The 18771-nt window shown below is 45.9% G+C and carries 12 protein-coding genes; 8 read left to right on the top strand and 4 right to left on the bottom strand.

Annotation, left to right across the window (positions count from 1 at the left end):
• The first annotated feature begins 349 nt into the window (after positions 1-349).
• The 5 genes from rlmD (at position 350) to eno (ending at position 8081) form a co-directional block, all read left to right on the top strand.
• Positions 350-1669 carry a 23S rRNA (uracil(1939)-C(5))-methyltransferase RlmD gene (gene rlmD, locus OCU74_RS13480; protein ID WP_087481246.1) on the top strand — a complete coding sequence of 440 codons (1320 nt, stop codon included), beginning with the start codon at positions 350-352 and terminating at the stop codon, positions 1667-1669.
• A 92-nt stretch (positions 1670-1761) separates the two neighbouring features.
• Positions 1762-3981: a GTP diphosphokinase gene (relA, locus tag OCU74_RS13475; protein WP_087481247.1), complete on the top strand. Its 2220-nt coding sequence runs from the start codon at positions 1762-1764 to the stop codon at positions 3979-3981.
• Positions 3982-4059: 78 nt separating this feature from the next.
• The gene (gene mazG / locus OCU74_RS13470; protein ID WP_087481248.1) at positions 4060-4869 is read left to right on the top strand and encodes a nucleoside triphosphate pyrophosphohydrolase; all 810 of its coding nucleotides are present in this window, start codon (positions 4060-4062) and stop codon (positions 4867-4869) included.
• Between the two features lie 201 nt (positions 4870-5070).
• A complete protein-coding gene (locus tag OCU74_RS13465; RefSeq protein WP_087481249.1) occupies positions 5071-6711 on the top strand; it encodes a CTP synthase in 1641 nt (546 codons plus the stop codon).
• A 74-nt stretch (positions 6712-6785) separates the two neighbouring features.
• Positions 6786-8081, top strand: a complete 1296-nt coding sequence (gene eno, locus OCU74_RS13460) for a phosphopyruvate hydratase (RefSeq protein WP_087481250.1) — start codon at positions 6786-6788, stop codon at positions 8079-8081.
• A gap of 44 nt (positions 8082-8125) precedes the next feature.
• On the opposite strand, the gene OCU74_RS13455 is transcribed toward eno, so the two are convergent.
• From OCU74_RS13455 to OCU74_RS13440, 4 genes are all read right to left on the bottom strand, one after another.
• Positions 8126-9361: a multifunctional CCA addition/repair protein gene (locus OCU74_RS13455; protein WP_087481251.1), complete on the bottom strand. Its 1236-nt coding sequence runs from the start codon at positions 9359-9361 to the stop codon at positions 8126-8128.
• A 69-nt stretch (positions 9362-9430) separates the two neighbouring features.
• Positions 9431-10039, bottom strand: a complete 609-nt coding sequence (locus OCU74_RS13450) for a TIGR04211 family SH3 domain-containing protein (RefSeq protein WP_087481252.1) — start codon at positions 10037-10039, stop codon at positions 9431-9433.
• Between the two features lie 156 nt (positions 10040-10195).
• The gene (locus tag OCU74_RS13445; RefSeq protein ID WP_087481253.1) at positions 10196-11455 is read right to left on the bottom strand and encodes an inorganic phosphate transporter; all 1260 of its coding nucleotides are present in this window, start codon (positions 11453-11455) and stop codon (positions 10196-10198) included.
• Between the two features lie 130 nt (positions 11456-11585).
• The gene (locus tag OCU74_RS13440; protein WP_087481254.1) at positions 11586-12266 is read right to left on the bottom strand and encodes a TIGR00153 family protein; all 681 of its coding nucleotides are present in this window, start codon (positions 12264-12266) and stop codon (positions 11586-11588) included.
• A 203-nt stretch (positions 12267-12469) separates the two neighbouring features.
• Between OCU74_RS13440 and OCU74_RS13435 the strand changes: the two genes are divergently transcribed.
• The 3 genes from OCU74_RS13435 to glnE all read left to right on the top strand — a co-directional run bounded on the left by OCU74_RS13435 (position 12470) and on the right by glnE (position 18618).
• Positions 12470-13990, top strand: coding sequence for a CYTH and CHAD domain-containing protein (locus tag OCU74_RS13435; RefSeq protein ID WP_087481255.1), 1521 nt, complete (start codon positions 12470-12472; stop codon positions 13988-13990).
• Between the two features lie 323 nt (positions 13991-14313).
• Positions 14314-15570: a methyl-accepting chemotaxis protein gene (locus tag OCU74_RS13430; RefSeq protein ID WP_087481256.1), complete on the top strand. Its 1257-nt coding sequence runs from the start codon at positions 14314-14316 to the stop codon at positions 15568-15570.
• A gap of 201 nt (positions 15571-15771) precedes the next feature.
• Positions 15772-18618, top strand: a complete 2847-nt coding sequence (gene glnE / locus OCU74_RS13425; protein ID WP_087481257.1) for a bifunctional [glutamate--ammonia ligase]-adenylyl-L-tyrosine phosphorylase/[glutamate--ammonia-ligase] adenylyltransferase — start codon at positions 15772-15774, stop codon at positions 18616-18618.
• Positions 18619-18771 lie beyond the last annotated feature (153 nt).

Raw genomic sequence — 18771 nt, 5'->3', positions numbered from 1 at the left:
TTATGAATATCAGAGCGATGCATAAGGCCACGCATCTTTTCTGCTTTAGGTTGAGACTTTCTGCCGTTACGGAGAAGATTTATCTGAACTGCTAGCTTAATCAAGTCATCGTCAATTCACAATTATTCTTGATAAGAATGGTGATTATTTCACGAAATTTAATGCAGTTCTCTTCGTTCCTTTTCTTCTGAGAGGATTATTTACTAAACATCATGATCGGGATATGGGAAAATAGTAAAAATTTGTTTATATCTCTGCCATTGCGTTTATTCCTTTTATCGGCAAAAGTTGAGGAATTGCTGGCGGGAATAATTCATCCGGTAACCTTACAAGCGGTACAAACACTACTATGGCTCGTTTTTTCCAACCTAAAAAGCAACACTCAGTCAATAAGAAGCATCAGTCGGTTCAGGTGGTACGAATGGATCATCACGGCGACGGGATCGCTTATCTGGAAGGAAAGCCGGTTTTTATCGAAGGGGCTTTACCGGAAGAGCAGGCTCTGATTCAACTGACAGAAAATAAGAGTAAGTATGCCCGTGCGAAACTGATTCAGATACAGCAAAGTAGTTCTGAGCGTACGACTCCGTTTTGCCCTCATTATCATCTCTGTGGTGGTTGTAATTTACAGCATCTCAATCATCGGGAGCAGCTGCGCTATAAGCAAGAATCTTTATCTCAGCTGGTCAGTAAGTTTGCCGGTCAGACAGTATCACTGGCTCCACTCGTTTCTGATGTTGATTTAGGTTACCGTCGCCGGGCCCGTTTCAGTTTGAAATGGGAAGCGAAGAAAAACCGATTGGCATTCGGTTTCCGGCAAAAACAGAGTAAGCATATTGTGGATATTGAGCATTGTGCTGTTTTAGATCCCAGCCTGAATTGCTTGCTTCCTCAGTTACGAGAGTTGTTCAGAGCCATTTCACAACCAGAAAAACTGGGGCATCTGGAGTTAATTGCTGCAGATAATGGCATTGTTATGCTATTGCGCATTTTAGGCCGGCTTAAAGAGCAGGATCAGAAGCAGTTACAGACTTTCGCCCAGCAGCAGGCACTTTCCCTGTATGTGATGGACGATACAGAGCATCCTCTGCTTGTGTGTGGTCATGAGCCGGTTTATCGCGAAACCGGGATTGAAATTGCTTTCCAGCCCCACCATTTCATACAGGTCAACCAGCATATCAACCAGAAAATGGTTCAGCAGGCGTTATCGTGGCTCGAACTCAGTGATGTAGATCGTGTGCTAGATTTATTTTGTGGTGTGGGTAACTTTAGTTTACCGATGGCGCAACAAGTGAAGTCGCTTGTCGGCGTCGAAGGCATTGAAGAAATGGTGGAGCAGGCTCGGATGAATGCAGTGCGAAATCAGATTTCGAATAGTGCTTTTTATCAGGCAAACCTTGAAGTCGCTCTGACTGAAAGCGAGTGGGCAAAGGAAAAATTTGATAAGATATTGTTGGATCCGGCCAGAGCCGGAGCCAAAGGAATTGTCGATTTGCTAGCTGATTTTGGTGCCCGACGGGTTGTTTATGTGTCATGTGACCCTGCAACTCTGGCAAGAGATAGCCAGCGTTTATTGCAACAGGGATATCGGCTGGAAAAACTGGGGATGCTTGATATGTTTCCTCATACCAGCCATCTGGAATCGATGGCTCTGTTTGTGAAAGAATGACGGTTCGATGAACTCCTTGAGTTCCATAGAGTCAAATTTGAATAGTCGGGCATAAATAAACGAAAAATAAAACTAGGACGAAATAGAGAATAATGGTTGCGGTAAGAAGCGCACATCTGAATCCGGACGAGCAATTTGAGCTCGATAAGTGGATTGCCGGTATCGTGCGTGACCCTAAAATTGCAGGCAGACTGAGACAAGTTTACCGGCAGATTGAAGATTTAGTGGAAGATCATCCTGCAGGGCCTCTGTTGTTATGGCGAGGTCGTGAAATGATCGAGATTCTGGTGACTTTGTCGATGGACCAGGAAACGCTAGTCGCTGCTTTATTGTTTCCTGTTGTTTCCGGCGGATTGCTCGATTATGAAATTTTGCAGGAACGTTATGGCAAAGAGATCATTAAACTGATCGATGGCGTTGAAGAGATGGCTGCGATCGGGCAACTGAACGTCACTGTACAGGGGAGTGAAGCCTCGACTCAGGTGGATAATGTCCGGCGGATGTTATTGGCGATGGTTGATGATTTTCGTTGCGTTGTGATTAAGCTGGCGGAACGAATTTGCAATCTGCGGGAAGTCAAAGATCAGCCGGATGAGATCCGTCGTCAGGCTGCAAAAGAGTGTGCCAATATTTATGCGCCACTGGCGAATCGTCTGGGTATTGGTCAGTTGAAATGGGAAATGGAAGATTATGCGTTTCGCTATCAACAGCCGGATACCTACAAACAGATCGCGAAGCAGTTGTCTGAGCGGCGGATTGTTCGTGAAAAATATATTCAGGACTTCGTCGAAGATCTGCGTGAAGAGATGCACCTGTCAAATATTCAGGCAGAAGTCAGCGGTCGGCCGAAACATATATACAGCATCTGGCGTAAGATGCAGAAAAAGAGTCTGGCATTTGACGAACTGTTTGATGTTCGTGCTGTGCGGATTATTGCGGAGAAACTACAGGATTGTTATGCAGCACTTGGGGTTGTCCATACCAAGTATAAACATTTACCCAGTGAGTTTGATGATTATGTCGCAAACCCGAAGCCAAACGGATATCAGTCTATCCATACGGTAATTCTTGGTCCGGAAGGAAAGACGATAGAGATTCAGATCCGCACCCGTCAGATGCACGAGGAATCGGAGCTGGGGGTTGCAGCCCACTGGAAATATAAAGAAGGGAGTACTGCCGGACATCGGGGATATGATGAGAAAATCACCTGGTTGCGTAAGCTGCTCGACTGGCAGGAAGAGATGTCAGATTCCGGAGAAATGCTGGATGAGCTGCGTAGTCAGGTTTTTGATGACCGGGTTTATGCCTTTACACCTAAAGGTGATGTGGTTGATTTGCCGATGGGAGCGACACCACTGGACTTCGCCTACCATATTCACTCCGAAGTCGGGCACCGTTGTATCGGGGCGAAAGTCGCCGGACGGATTGTACCGTTTACCCACAAGCTGACCATGGGCGATCAGGTTGAAATTATTACAGCAAAAGAACCGAATCCATCTCGGGACTGGCTGAATCCCGCGCTGGGATTTGTGCACTCCGGGCGGGCTCGGGCGAAGATTAATGCTTGGTTCAGGAAGCAGAGTCGGGAGAAAAATTTAGAAGCCGGCCGGGAAATTCTGGAAACAGAGTTGGCAAAAATCGGAGCGACGCTGAAAGATGCCAGCGAATATGCCCTGAAGCGGTTTAATGTCAATTCACCGGATGAGTTGTATGTCGGGATTGGAAGTGGTGATTTGCGGATTAATCAGATCGTTAATCACATCAATGCTCTGGTTAATAAACCGACAGCAGAAGAAGAAGATCAGCTTGTTCTGGAAAAACTACAGGAAAGCGAGCAGAAAACGGCTACACCGGCGCCGAGTAAAGATGCCGTTGTTGTTGAAGGAGTCGATAATCTGATGACGCACCTGGCTCGTTGTTGTCGACCGATTCCCGGAGATGAGATTAAAGGCTACATTACTCAGGGGCGGGGAATTTCGGTCCACCGGAGTGACTGTGAGCAGTTGGAAGAATTGAGTCATCATGCGCCGGAGCGGATCATTGATACCGTTTGGGGACGAGGGCTTCTGGGCTCTTATGTTCTGACCGTTCGGGTTGAAGCAATGGAGCGTGGTGGTTTACTGAAAGATATCACAACGCTGTTGGCAAATGAAAAGATCAAAGTGACCAGTATGAAGAGCCGGACCGACTATAAACGTCAGCTTGTTTATATGGATTTTGATTTGGAATTAGGCAGTGTAGAAGAGCTCACTCGTGTGTGTAAACGTATTGAGCAGACAAAAGATGTTTTATCAGTGAAGAGACTGGGATAGAGCAGTTTTTTCACTATCCCAACTTCAGAAAAGCGAGGTGTATTCCTCGCTTTCTTATTTGGATCATAGAGAGGATTTATGTCTCACCCCATTGAACAGTTAAAGCAAATCATGGCACAGCTCAGAGATCCTGAATCTGGTTGTCCATGGGATAAGAAGCAGACGTTTGAGAGTATTGTTCCCCATACTGTGGAAGAGACTTATGAAGTTGTCGATGCCATCTATGCTCAGGACTGGGAAAACCTTAAAGAGGAGTTGGGAGACTTTGTTTTTCAGGCGATTTTTTACAGTCAGTTGGCTCAGGAACAGTCATTGTTTGATTTCGATGATGTAATCCGTTGTGTGAATGAGAAACTGATTCGTCGCCATCCACATGTTTTTTCTGATCAGGTATTTCACGATGAAGCGGCTATTCATGCCAACTGGGATAAAATTAAATCAGAAGAAAAAGCAGAGGTCGGTCAGTCCTGTAATAGTATTCTTGACGGAGTTCCCCAGTCTCTGCCTGCATTGAGCCGGGCTTATAAGGTACAGGTAAAATGTGCCAAGCACGGATTTGACTGGGATACTCTGGAACCTGTCGTTGAGAAAGTTCGGGAAGAGTTGGATGAAGTGATTCAGGAAGTTCGTTGTCCGCAGCCTGATCCTGCTCTGATTGAAGATGAGCTGGGGGATCTGCTATTTGCTGTTGTGAATTTAACCCGTCACCTGAAACATCACCCGGAATCTGCGTTGACACGTGCCAACCAAAAATTTATCAGACGTTTTAAAGGTGTCGAAGCATTGGCCGCGGAAGGGGAGAAAACACTGGATGATTACACACTCGATGAATTGGATCATTTCTGGGAACAGGTAAAAATGCGGGAAAAAAGTAGCGGTTCAGATTGAACTCCGACCGCATATGAAAGTCCTTGTTATGTAGCTCAATCAGATTGAGCTACACTTGTGCTGATTGGATTTGATTTGAAGCAAAAAAGAAAAAGTGAGACTGTGATAAGTTTCACGTTGTGGCGGTAATGGGGTTCTGGTATATTTGCATCCCGTCCAGAACAAACTCATTTCCCTCATTCAACCAATTTCAGGTTAAACATGACGACAAAGTATATTTTTGTGACTGGCGGGGTTGTATCCTCTCTAGGTAAAGGCATTGCAGCAGCATCTCTTGCAGCGATTTTAGAAGCGCGTGGTCTGAAAGTGACCATCATGAAGCTTGATCCGTATATCAACGTGGATCCTGGCACCATGAGTCCGATTCAGCACGGTGAGGTTTTCGTCACAGAAGACGGAGCCGAAACCGATTTGGATTTGGGGCATTATGAGCGCTTTATTCGTACCAAGATGACCAAGCGGAACAATTTTACCGCAGGTCGCGTGTATGCCGATGTTTTGCGTAAAGAGCGTCGTGGTGACTATCTTGGTGCAACCATTCAGGTTATTCCACATATTACTAATTCCATTAAAGATCGCATTATTGCCGGTGCTGAAGGGCACGAGGTTGCTATCGTTGAAATCGGTGGCACCGTTGGTGATATTGAGTCTCTACCGTTTATGGAAGCGATTCGTCAGCTTGCTGTTGAGATCGGCCGTGAAAATGCAATGTTCATGCATTTAACACTGGTGCCTTATCTGGCTGCTGCCGGTGAAGTGAAAACCAAACCAACCCAGCATTCGGTGAAAGAGCTGCTTTCTATCGGTATCCAGCCTGATATTCTGGTCTGTCGTTCTGATCGTATGATTCCTGCCAATGAGCGGAAGAAAATTGCTCTGTTCTGTAACGTTGCAGAAAAAGCAGTGATTTCAATGAAAGATGTCGATTCGATTTATAAGATTCCTCAACTGATTAAGTCTCAGGGACTGGATGATTTGGTTTGTTCCCGCTTTGGTATTCAGGCTCCGGAAGCCGATCTGTCCGAATGGGAACAGGTTATTTATGAAGAAGCGAATCCGACCAGCGAAGTTGTGATCGGGATGGTTGGGAAATATACCGAGCTGCCTGATGCTTATAAATCAGTTAATGAAGCTTTAAAACACGCCGGTCTGAAAAATCGCTTGAGTGTTCAGATTAAGTACGTTGACTCTCAGGATCTGGAAACCAAAGGTGTCGAGATGCTCAATGGACTGGACGCAATTCTGGTTCCGGGTGGCTTTGGCGACCGTGGCGTTGAAGGAAAAATCCTGGCTGCTCAGTATGCGCGTGAAAATAAAATTCCTTATCTGGGAATCTGTCTGGGAATGCAGGTTGCACTCATCGAATATGCTCGTCACGTAGCAGGGATGGAAGGTGCCCATTCGACAGAATTTAATCAATCAACTCAATATCCGGTTGTTGGCCTGATTACTGAGTGGGTTGATACTGATGGTAACGTTGAAGAGCGTTCCGAAAAATCAGATCTGGGTGGCACGATGCGTTTAGGCGCACAATTGTGCCATCTTGAAGAAGGGAGTAAAGCTTATGAGTTGTATGGCAGTAAGACAATTTATGAGCGCCATCGTCACCGTTATGAAGTAAATAATGTGCTTCGTCCTCAGATTGAGGCGGCGGGATTGAAAGTTTCTGGTTTATCTGCGGATAAGAAACTGGTTGAGATTATTGAGAACCCGGATCATCCATGGTTTGTCGCATCTCAGTTCCATCCTGAATTTACTTCAACACCTCGTGATGGACACCCTCTGTTTACCGGGTTTGTGAAAGCCGCTGGTGAGTACCAGCGTCAAACTATCGAGAAGTAAAAGGACACGGGTAACTGTAAGGAATACGGTTACTCCATAGTTTTGACATTTAAATTCAAAGAGAGGAAACATTAATGTCTAAGATCGTTAAAATTCTAGGTCGTGAAATCATCGACTCTCGCGGAAACCCAACTGTAGAAGCTGAAGTTCACCTAGAAGGCGGTTTCGTAGGTATGGCTGCTGCGCCATCTGGTGCATCTACCGGTTCTCGTGAAGCACTTGAGCTTCGTGATGGCGACAAGTCTCGTTTCCTGGGTAAAGGGGTTCTGAAAGCGGTTGAAGCTGTAAATGGCCCGATTGCTGAAGCGCTGATTGGTAAAGATGCAAAAGATCAGGCTGCTATCGACCAGGTTATGATTGATCTGGATGGTACTGATAACAAATCTAAGTTCGGTGCAAACGCGATTCTGGCTGTGTCTCTGGCAAACGCAAAAGCAGCAGCTGCTGCGAAAGGTATGCCTCTGTATGAGCACATCGCAGAATTGAACGGTACTCCTGGCGTATTCTCAATGCCTCTGCCAATGATGAACATCATCAATGGTGGTGAACACGCTGACAACAACGTTGATATTCAAGAGTTTATGATTCAGCCTGTTGGTGCCAGCACTCTGAAAGAAGCACTGCGCATCGGTGCTGAAGTATTCCATAACCTGGCAAAAGTTCTGAAATCAAAAGGTTTGAATACTGCTGTTGGTGATGAAGGTGGTTTCGCTCCTAACCTTGAATCTAACGCTGCTGCACTTGCTGCGATTAAAGAAGCAGTTGAAGCTGCTGGCTATGTGTTAGGTAAAGACGTAACACTGGCTATGGACTGTGCTTCTTCTGAGTTCTACGAGAACGGCGTATACAACATGAAGGGTGAAGGTAAAACTTTCTCTTCTGAAGAGTTCTCTGATTACCTGGCTGAGCTGACCAATCAATATCCAATCGTTTCTATTGAAGATGGTTGCGATGAGTCTGACTGGGATGGTTTTGCATACCAGACTAAAATCCTGGGCGACAAAATCCAGCTTGTTGGTGACGACCTGTTTGTAACAAACACCAAGATCCTTGCTGAAGGTATCGAGAAAGGTGTTGCTAACTCTATCCTGATCAAATTCAACCAGATCGGTTCTCTGACTGAAACTCTGGCTGCGATCAAAATGGCTAAAGATGCAGGTTACACTGCAGTTATCTCTCACCGTAGTGGTGAAACTGAAGATGCAACTATTGCTGATCTGGCTGTTGGTACTGCTGCAGGTCAAATCAAAACTGGTTCTATGAGCCGTTCTGACCGTGTTGCTAAGTACAACCAGTTGATCCGTATCGAAGAAGCTTTGGGTGAGCGCGCTCCGTTCAACGGTCTGAAAGAAGTGAAAGGCCAGGCTTAATTACTTCTTCTTTATTTGAAAAACGCCTCGAAAGAGGCGTTTTTTTATGTCTTGTTATTATCGTGCTGTAAAGTCACTTTGATGGCTTCAATTCTGCGTTTGTTCAGTTCATCCCGAATCTGAGCCCCATTAAATCCTGCGGTAATCACATCCTGTACGTTGATTTTCAGCGCTGCCTGATAGGCGGTTTCAAAACTTAATTTCTGCGGATAGGGACTTTCTTCATAACCTAATCTCCCCTGATGATCAGCCTGACAGCAAAGTAAAATATCTTTTAAGCGTTCAGGCTTACGCCAGACATCCATCTTATTAAGTATCTTCAGGTAGGTTGCTGGCTTCAATACAGCAGCATTGTGAATGTTCGAGTGATGCTCACAAACGAGTAGCGCCAGATCCCGATACTCAGCCGGAACCCTAATCCGTTCACAAAGTGCCTGGATACAGACCAGACCAGTATGTGTATGCAATTTGTGGCTGGGCCACTCACTTTCCGGAGTTTCTCCTTTCCCGAGGTCATGCATGATGGCTGCAAACCGGACCGGAAGCGACTTCGAAAGCCGGGTGGCCTGACGAGCGACCATCAGAGTGTGCTCTCCCGTATCAATTTCCGGGTGCCATTGTGGCGGCTGAGGTATACCAAAAAGACAATCAATTTCAGGGAAAATCACCGCCAGAGCACCACATCCTCTGAGGACTGATAAAAAAACATCTGGATTATCGGTTGCCAGTGCCTTATGGAATTCTTGCCAGACACGTTCTGCCGTCAGGTGATTGACTTCTCCGGATTGAACCATCTCACGCATTAATGCCATGGTCTCCGGAGCAATACTGAATCCGAGTGGGGAAAGCCTGGCAGCAAACCTCGCAACCCTGAGGATTCGGACTGGATCCTCAGCAAATGCGATTGATACATGGCGAAGTATTCGGTTTTTCAGATCGGCCTGACCATGATAAGGGTCGATCAGATTGCCTTGGGGATCCTGAGCGATGGCATTGATGGTTAAATCCCTGCGCATCAGATCTTCTTCCAGCGTTACTTCCGGTGAGAAAAAGCATTCAAATCCACGATAACCTGAACCACTTTTCTTTTCGGTTCTTGCCAGAGCGTATTCTTCTTTGGTTTGAGGATGGAGAAAAACCGGGAAGTCTTTTCCTACGGCAGTAAAGCCTTGTTGAAGCATGAGAGAAGGTGTTGTACCGACAACGACCCAATCTCTGTCTTTCACAGGGAGACCGAGTAACTGGTCCCGGACGGAACCACCAACGAGATAAACTTGCACAACCTGCCTTTTGAAACCGTAAAATAAAAATGAGTGAAGAAGACCTTCACAGGTCTTCTTCTTAAGGGATCAGAGCCAGTTTGAACGTGACTTCTTCCGTCTTGGAATGATATGAGGAAGAATGATTCCCAGTAGAATTCCTCCGAGAGCTACGCCACCACCGTACATGAAATATTTCATCAGCAAATCTTCTTTCTGGGTATCCAGCTTTGCTCTGAGCTCACGAATTTCGCTCTGAGCTGTGGATAGTTTCTGGCTGATGCCACTGTAATTCTCTTCCAGCTCAGAGATCTGCTTGTTGCGGACTTCAAGCGATTCGATCAGCCCGGCTTTTTCCTGACTGGCCTTTTTCTCTGCGTCGGATAGTTGTCCTTTGACATCTGTGAGTTCTTTTTCTAAGCGAGGCAGGCGTGATGCCATACTTTCCGTTGTAGTAATAAATTTATCCTGTACCCAACCCTGACGTCCTTTGCTATCGAGAACTTCACTGTAGCCAGTCTCTTTGTTGGCCTGCAGAAGTTGTACTTTCTCACCCGCATTGATACTGCCGACAATTCGATACTGGTTGCTCGGTCCCGAGTGCATATAAGTAAACAGGTCATCTGCTATATAGTGTACCTGTGCAAAAACAGGGGCGGTCAGGAATGAAAGCAGCAACATGAATATCAGTTTTTTCACGATAAATCCTTTAACGATAAGATTGAAAAATAAATCTCTTCAAATAGTAAAAAGTTTCTTTATATGGTGCAACAAAGAAGGGAGGCCTAGCCTCCCTTTATGCAGATTTGAGTCAATAATCACATGGATCTTACAAATACCTGACGGTTACACAAGCTAAATGAAGAATTTTTCCAGCATGTAATAGAAAACAACTGCAAGAAGTGCACCTGCCGGTAGTGTGACAATCCATGAAGCAACAATGTTACGAACTACACCCAGATTCAATGCTGCAATACCGCGGGCAAAACCAACCCCCAGAACCGCGCCAACCAGTGTTTGAGTCGTAGAAATCGGCAAACCGGTACCTGAAGCTAAAACAACAGTTGAAGCTGTTGCGAGTTGTGCTGCAAAACCACGGCTCGGTGTCAGTTCTGTAATTCCGGTACCGACTGTCGCCATAACTTTATGTCCCAGAGTAGCCAGACCAACAACAATACCGAATCCACCCAGTGGCAGAATCCACCATGCGATCTGGCTTTTGGCTGTAATCTGTCCCAGATTCTGGACCGTAGACACAACAGCTGATAGTGGACCAATAGCGTTGGCTACATCGTTAGAACCATGCGCAAACGCCATAGCACATGCAGTAACAACCATCAGGACACTGAAAATACTTTCTACACCGGAGAAGCTATGATCTTCTTCCCGTTTAGAAAAACGTCTTTGGATATACAGGTAACCACCGATCATCACCAATGCGGAAACGATAGCCGCTGAAATCCACGCTTCGCCGGTACTCAGATGAAAACCAACGTGTTTCAGTCCTTTCTTGATCGTAACCAGTGCGATGACCATGGTTGTGATGAACATATAAACCGGAACAAAGCGTTTTGCATTTTGCAGGGGATTTTCTGTATCAAATATCAGGCGCTGGGCGCTGACGAAGATAACATAAGCGAAAAATCCGGAGATAATCGGTGTGATAATCCAACTGCCGACAATGCCCTGTACTGACTTCCAGGCAACAGCATCTGTTCCCAGAGTTATACAGGCAAAACCGATAATTGCTCCGATAATCGAGTGGGTTGTCGATACCGGCCATCCCATATAAGAGGCCAGTAGTAACCATGTGCCGGCTGCAAGCAGGGACGACATCATGCCATAAACGAGAATTTCTGGCTGTGATACAAAAAGGTTTGTTTCGATCACGCCTTTACGAATTGTGTCTGTTACTTCACCACCGGCAAGGTAGGCGCCGGCGAATTCAAAAACCATCGCAATAAAGATAGCTTGTTTTACGGTCAGTGCTTTTGAGCCAACCGATGTTCCCATCGCATTTGCTACATCATTCGCACCGATGCCGATCGCCATCAAGAAACCGAAGGCTGCTGCCACAAGAATCAAGATAGAACCGTAATCTACAAGGATATCCATCATAATACCTAGTTGTTGATAACTAGCGGAGCACACGCGACCACTTATTGTGGCACGAAATCATGCCACAATATCTGTGTTTGGGGTGACGCAATGTGTGGTGCCCTTAGTTATTGTGAAAATCTATAAATCAGGAACGAGAGAGCATCAGCTCTAAGCGAGCTCCCACACGTTGAGCCTGGTCGGCGATACCACCCACCCACTCTAATATTTTGTATAAGAACATCATATCGATCGGATTATACTGTGACTCAATAGCCATCAACTGCTGACGCAGGTGAATTTGCATTGTGTCAGTATCATCTTCAATAACATCAAGCTGATGGATCATCTCCGCAACCAATGTTACTTCCCGACCTTTAAAGCCGGTTTCAAGTAATTCATCAAGTTCACCGATGACTTTCTGTGCCTGACTGGCAGCATCAAGACAACGCTTAACATAGGCGATGAAATCTTTTTGCATTGGTTCTGGAATCATCAGCTCTCTGCCATAGACCCGACCTGCGATATCTTTTGCAAGATTGGCAAGTTTGTCTTGTTGGGTCAGAAGCTCGAGCATGTCGGTTCGATCAACAGGAAGGAATAATCCACGCGGAAGTTTCAGGCGGATTTCACGTTTTAGCACGTCGGCTTCTTTTTCCAGATGAGAGATCTGAGCCCGGATTTCCGAGGCTTTTTCCCAATCTTTCTGGAAAGTGACTTCAAAGAAGCTGATCAGGTGAGAACAACATTCATTGACACAGACAACGTGTTTCTGCAAAGGCTTAATCGGGGACTTTGCAAATAACCCCATAATTGTATTCACTGGCATGTGACTCAATCCAAAAATATAACCTTACAAAGAACATACAACATTTATGGTGAAATGTTGAACATTGGCTATAAAGGCGCGCATGGTAACTCATTCGTCGGTGCTTTAAAACCATTTTAGATCACGAATGATATGTTATTTCTCTCTTGCTCCTGTCTGAAATTGGCAATATCCTGTCGCTATCTGCCACGAAAGGTATTGTTATGGAAACTGAGATAGAACTGAAGTTTTTCGTTTCTCCTGAATATTCAGATGTTTTGTGCCGCAAGATTTCTGAAGCCAAAGTATTTCAACATCGTTGTCGTGAATTGGGGAACACCTATTTTGACACGAGTGATAACTGGCTGCGTCGACATGATATAGGCCTTCGAATCCGACATTGTGATGATGTCTATGTGCAGACGGTAAAAACAGCCGGCAGAGTTGTGGCTGGCCTTCATCAGCGACCGGAATACAATGCCGAACATGACAGTAATTTCCCATCTCTTTCTCTCCATCCTGAAGAAATCTGGCCTGAAGGCCGAGCGACAGAACAACTGGAATCCGAACTTCTCCCTTTATTTTCAACTGACTTTACCCGTGAACAATGGCTGATTGGTATGCCGGATGGTAGCCAGATTGAAGTTGCTTTTGATCAGGGGAAAGTGCTTGCAGGAGAGGCGGAAGAACCCATTTGTGAAGTTGAACTGGAACTGAAATCCGGACAGACCGATGCTTTATTTTCTCTGGCAAGAACATTGAGTGAGGAAGGTGGTGTTCGTCTCGGTAATCTGAGTAAAGCTGCCAGAGGTTATCGTTTGGCCTCCGGTTATAATGGTGATGAGGTCAAGCCGCTGGAGTTGGTTGAAACAACCTCAGATGATACGGTCGAGTCATGCTTCATCCATTCTCTGGAACACGCTCTGGAGCACTGGCATTACCATGAGCAGATCTATGTAGAGAAGGAACATATCGAAGCTCTCCATGAAATTCGCCATGCAATCTGTTTTATTCGTCAGACACTGTCTGTATATAGTGATGTGGTTCCCCGACGTGCGAGCGCAATTTTGCGCCAGGAACTCAAATGGCTGGAAGAAGAGCTGGCATGGCTGAAAATGTCTGATTATCTGGAAGATCTGTGTGAAGACAAGGGCCATATCTTACGCAAGCTGGATGCCCGGAAATTTTTACTTGCAGAGCTTCGGACATTGCAGGAAGCATTGCCGTCAGCTCCGGATATGCTGAAGTTGTTCCATTCGTCCCGTTATGTTGGGCTGATTCTGGATTTGAGTCGCTGGATTCTGACTAAAGGCTGGCAGCCTTTCCTTGATGATAAATCCCGTTCAGTAATGGCTCAGCCTGTTCAGCCATTTTCAACAGAGCAACTTGATCGAACCTGGGATGAGTTACTGGCCGCTTTTCCTGCAGAGGAAGCACTGACACGGCAGGATTATCAGGCCCAGCAGTACTGTCTGATGAGAAATTTATATACCGGAATCGGATTTGCCAGTCTGTTTGATGAAGATGAGCGTCAGGCTTTCCGGTTACCGTGGGCTGATTTACTACAGGGAATTGATGATCTGTTAACGCTTCAGCCGTTAGAGCTGTTGGTTGATAAGCTTGAAGGAGAGCAGCAGGAACAGTTAAAACGCTGGCTTATCCGACAGGAAAATTCAATCCTTCATGCGATGGAACAGACCCGGAATATCAGCATGGGTGTTGCTCCTTACTGGAAACATTCCTGATAAATTGTATCGATATGGCATAGTGAACCGTGAATCGGTTCACGGCTGATTTTTATTGCCTGCCATGTTTTATTTTAAGTGCAAGAAAACACTATAGATCTCCTCCGATGAGTCGATATAACATCTGTGGTGGAATCAAAACCGGGTGATTATCGGCAATTATTCAAAAATACAGAGACTATTCCGTTGTTCTTGATGTTCTTCATAATGTTTGAAGATGAACTTTGGTATGCTCTTCCTATTGACTTCGGAATCAATAGAATAAAAACAAGACTCAGGTATTTCGGCAGGAATTATTAAATCAGCATTAGTGGAGACGGACCATGACAAAACTGGCTTTTAAGCCTTGGGAGCGCGTTGTAACGGACGTTCGACTTGTTCCCAAAATGATTATTCTAATGGTATTCAGTACCATTTTGATTGTTGCAAAACAGCTGTGGGATGCCAGTACTTTTTATTCTGCACTTTTGGAAGCCACAAAGAATGTTCAGATTGCAGAGCATCACTATGAAGCGTACATCACACAGGTGGTTTGGCAGACGCTGTTGTTAATTGTTGTATTTATCGTATTGTTGTTACTCACTGCCAAAATTATGTTAAGGCAGACTCAGTATATCAGTGACTCGATTAAAACCATGGCCAGCCGGGATTTATCCGAGCCGATTTCTATGGACTGTAAAGATGAATATGGTGATGTTGCCAGAGAGCTTGAAAGAACCCGGATTCAGTTGCAGGAAATGATCAAACTTCAGGTATCCAGCTCTCAGGAACTGGCAGGACTGACTGAGGTTATGACCATCAGCATGTCAGAAACCAAAGAATCGGCTCAGGAAGAGTTTAATGAGATTGACCAATTGGCAACCGCCATGAGTGAAATGTCATCTACGGTTCATACGGTTGCTGAACATGCTCAGAGTGCTTCATCTCTGACCGAACAGGCTTCATCCCGGGCGAAAACCGGTCAGGAGTTTGTTCAAGGAACTGTTCTGAAAATGCGGGATCTCTCAACAGATATTGCCGAATCGGCTCAGGCAGTCAATCAGGTTGAAGAACGGGTAGTTGCCATCAGTAGTGTGGTTGGCACCATTCAGAGTATTTCTGAGCAGACCAACTTACTGGCACTGAATGCCGCAATTGAAGCTGCCCGGGCTGGGGAAGCCGGCAGAGGATTTGCTGTCGTTGCTGACGAAGTCCGCAATCTGGCACAAAGAACACAACAGGCAACTGTAGAGATTCAGGACATGATCTCTCATCTTCAGAGCAGCGCAAACTCAGCTGTAGAACTGATGGAAAAAAGTGTGGTTGAAGCTGCCGATGGCGTTGAATTGGTAACGAGTGCCGGAAGTGAACTGGATGGTATTGTTGAGCAGATTCAGCAAATCAACGACATGAATTTCCAAATCGCCAGTGCTGCCGGACAGCAAAGTGGTGTTGCTGAAGAAATGAATCAGAACCTGACCAATGTCCGTGAGTTGGTTGAAGCATCAGTTTCCGTTGTTGGTGAATTGCTGGAAACATCAGAAATCATGCAAAGCAATGCTGAAGAGCTTGATCGGAAGATTACTTCATTCAAAGTATGATCCTGTCTTGAAATTGATAGCGCCCGCTTAGAGGCAGTTGAACTTTCGTGGTTTAATCATGTTAGGTCAATGCTCTCCGAAGTGGGCGTTTTTGTTTGACTATGATAAATGGTGCCTGAGGAAGGCGAACCGAATCCATCGTTCCTTGCCCGAAAGCTCTCCGGGTTGTCACGGACGACACAGAATAAGAAGAGACTGTCAATGCAATTACCATCTGAACTGAAAGAGTTATCCCGTCTAAACTACCAGCGGCTGACAGAAAAGCATCCGGTGATCTTATCCTGGCCAGCCTCTTTAAAACAGCAGCTTGAATATGTACTGGGGCTGAGTGATTTTCTCTTTGAAGTGTTGATGCGTGATGAGCAGTTATGTGAAGCATTTCCATCAATGATTCAGAGTAAGAGCAGAGAATCAGGCTATCGGCAGCAGCTTCAGCAGGCGTTATCAGCCGAGACCGATGAAACTTTAGGAGAACTGTTGCTGCGTCGTCTGAGAAACCGGGAAATGTTCTATATTGCCTGGCGGGATTTTCTGGCGGATTGGTCACTTCAGGAGAGTTTATCCCATCTTTCTGAATTGGCAGAGGCGTTGATATTTGAGACTTATCAATGGCAATACTCGCTTTGCTGCCAATTGTGGGGAACTCCGGTCAATCAGGCTGGAGAAGCCCAGCCAATGCTCATTATCGGGATGGGAAAACTGGGCGGCGGAGAACTGAACTTTTCTTCGGATATCGATCTGATTTTTGCCTATCCGGAAAACGGAGAAACGGCGGGAACACGGAGAAGCCTCGCCAATGCTCAGTTTTTCACTCGTTTAGGGCAACGAATCATAAAAAGTCTGGATCAGCAGACAGCAGAGGGCTTTTGCTATCGTGTTGATATGCGTTTAAGGCCATTTGGAGACAGTGGTCCTCTTGTGATGAGCTTCGCTGCATTAGAAGACTACTACCAGGAACAGGGAAGAGACTGGGAACGGTATGCCATGGTGAAAGCTCGTGTGATGGGGCGGGAAATGTACCCGTGCTATCAGGAATTGAGACAAATGCTCCGTCCTTTTGTGTTCCGTCGTTATATCGATTTCAGTGCTATCCAGTCTCTGCGCCGGATGAAATCAATGATTCAAAGTGAAGTTCGCCGACGAGGGCTGGTGAATAATATTAAACTGGGAGCCGGTGGTATCCGGGAGATCGAGTTTATTGTTCAATCATTTCAGCTGATTCGTGGGGGGCGGGAACCCAGTTTAAGAAAGCGGGGATTACTGGAAACATTAGATGCTGTTTTAGAACTGGATCTGCTTGGTACAACTGAGGTTGATCATTTAAGAGACGCCTATTTATTTTTGCGACGTCTGGAAAATTTGCTGCAGGCTCTGGCTGATAAACAGACCCAGACGTTACCAGATGATGAGATTTCTCAGCAGCGTCTGGTGACTGCTTTGGAGATGGAGAGCTGGGAGATACTGCTTCAGACTGTTCACTCTCATATGGACCGGGTACACCGGGTTTTCGGAACATTGATCGGTCATGAAGAAGAGAATGAAGAAACACCGGTAGAACCAGTTTATCAGGAACTTTGGGATATGGCGGACAGACCGGAAGTCGTCGCTGATATCCTACAGAAAGACCTCTCCTTTGCAACAGAAAGCAATATTGCTGATGCGTTGCTGCAGTTTAAATCTGAGCTGGCAAAGAAAACTCTGGGACCGCGTGGGCGGGAAGTGATGAATCACTTGATGCCTAAAGTGTTTCAGACCGTTTTTAATCATCCTGATGCCCAGTTTGGTTTCCCCCGTGTTCTATATCTGCTGCAACGCATTGCCACCCGGACCACTTATCTGGAACTGCTGGATGAACATCCGGCCGCACTGGCGCAACTTACTCGCCTGTGTACTGCGAGTCCGATGATTTCAGAGCAACTGGCCCGTTATCCTATTCTGCTGGATGAACTATTAGATCCACATCAGCTCTATCATCCGATTCCGCTGGATGAGTATCGGGTCGAGCTCCGTGACTTCCTCGCCCGTATTCCTCAGGATGATATGGAACAACAAATGGAAGGTCTGCGCCAGTTTAAACAGATTTGCCTGCTGCGGATTGCAGCGGCAGATATCGCTGAAGTTTTACCGGTGATGAAAGTGAGTGATCACCTGACCTATCTGGCGGAAGCGATTGTTGAGGCTGTTGTGAACCAGGCATGGGAGCAGTTGAAAGAAAAATATGGTGAACCGACACATTTGCGCCAGCGTAACGGTAAAGGTTTTGCTGTCATAGGCTATGGCAAAGTCGGTGGCTGGGAGCTGGGATATAACTCTGATTTAGACTTGGTCTTTATGCATGACTGTCCGGCAGATGTTTATACCGATGGTCAGAAAGAAATTGATGGACGCCAGTTTTACCTGCGACTGGCACAACGTATCATCCACATTTTTTCAGCCCGGACACCTTCCGGAATTTTGTATGAAGTCGATATGCGTTTAAGACCTTCCGGTGCCTCGGGGTTGTTGGTCACACCTGTCAGTGCTTTTGCTGAGTATCAGCATCAGGAAGCCTGGACATGGGAACATCAGGCATTGGTTCGGGCTCGGATGATCTATGGCGATGAACTGCTGGCCGAAGCATTTATGGAGACTCGTCATCAGGTGTTAAGTCTTGCCAGAGATGAATCGGTCCTGAAGCAGGAAGTGATCGATATGCGGGAGAAAATGCGCCAGCATCTGTCAGAGAAAAAGCCGGGACGTTTTATGATTAAACAGGATCGCGGCGGGATTACGGATATTGAATTTCTGGCACAGTATCTGGTGCTTTGCTATAGCAATCGGTATCCGGAGCTGGCGCGTTGGTCGGATAATGTCAGAATCTTCGAGTCACTGATGCATGTTGGCCTGATGTCACAGGAACAGATGTTAGCATTGACCCGGGCCTATACGACCATGCGGGATCAAATTCATCGTCGTAACCTGCTGAATCTGGATGCGGATGTTAGTCAGGAAAAACTATCGGCAGAGCGGGAAGCCGTGATTCAGGCGTGGCAGCAATGGTTAGTCTAAACAATGGTTAGTCTAAACAATGGTCAGCCTAAACAATGGTTAGCTTAAACCAATTTCAGTTTTCTTGTGAATGAGTAACTGAAATAGCCTCTTGATTATACCGGATATGTTCAGCCTGAGATCCTGCTGTGCTAAACTCTGAATCAAATCGAA

Source organism: Vibrio mangrovi (genome assembly GCF_024346955.1).
Lineage (GTDB): Bacteria > Pseudomonadota > Gammaproteobacteria > Enterobacterales > Vibrionaceae > Vibrio > Vibrio mangrovi.
The sequence above is the reverse complement of the archived record's forward strand: the minus strand, read 5'-3'. Positions and strand labels throughout refer to the sequence as shown.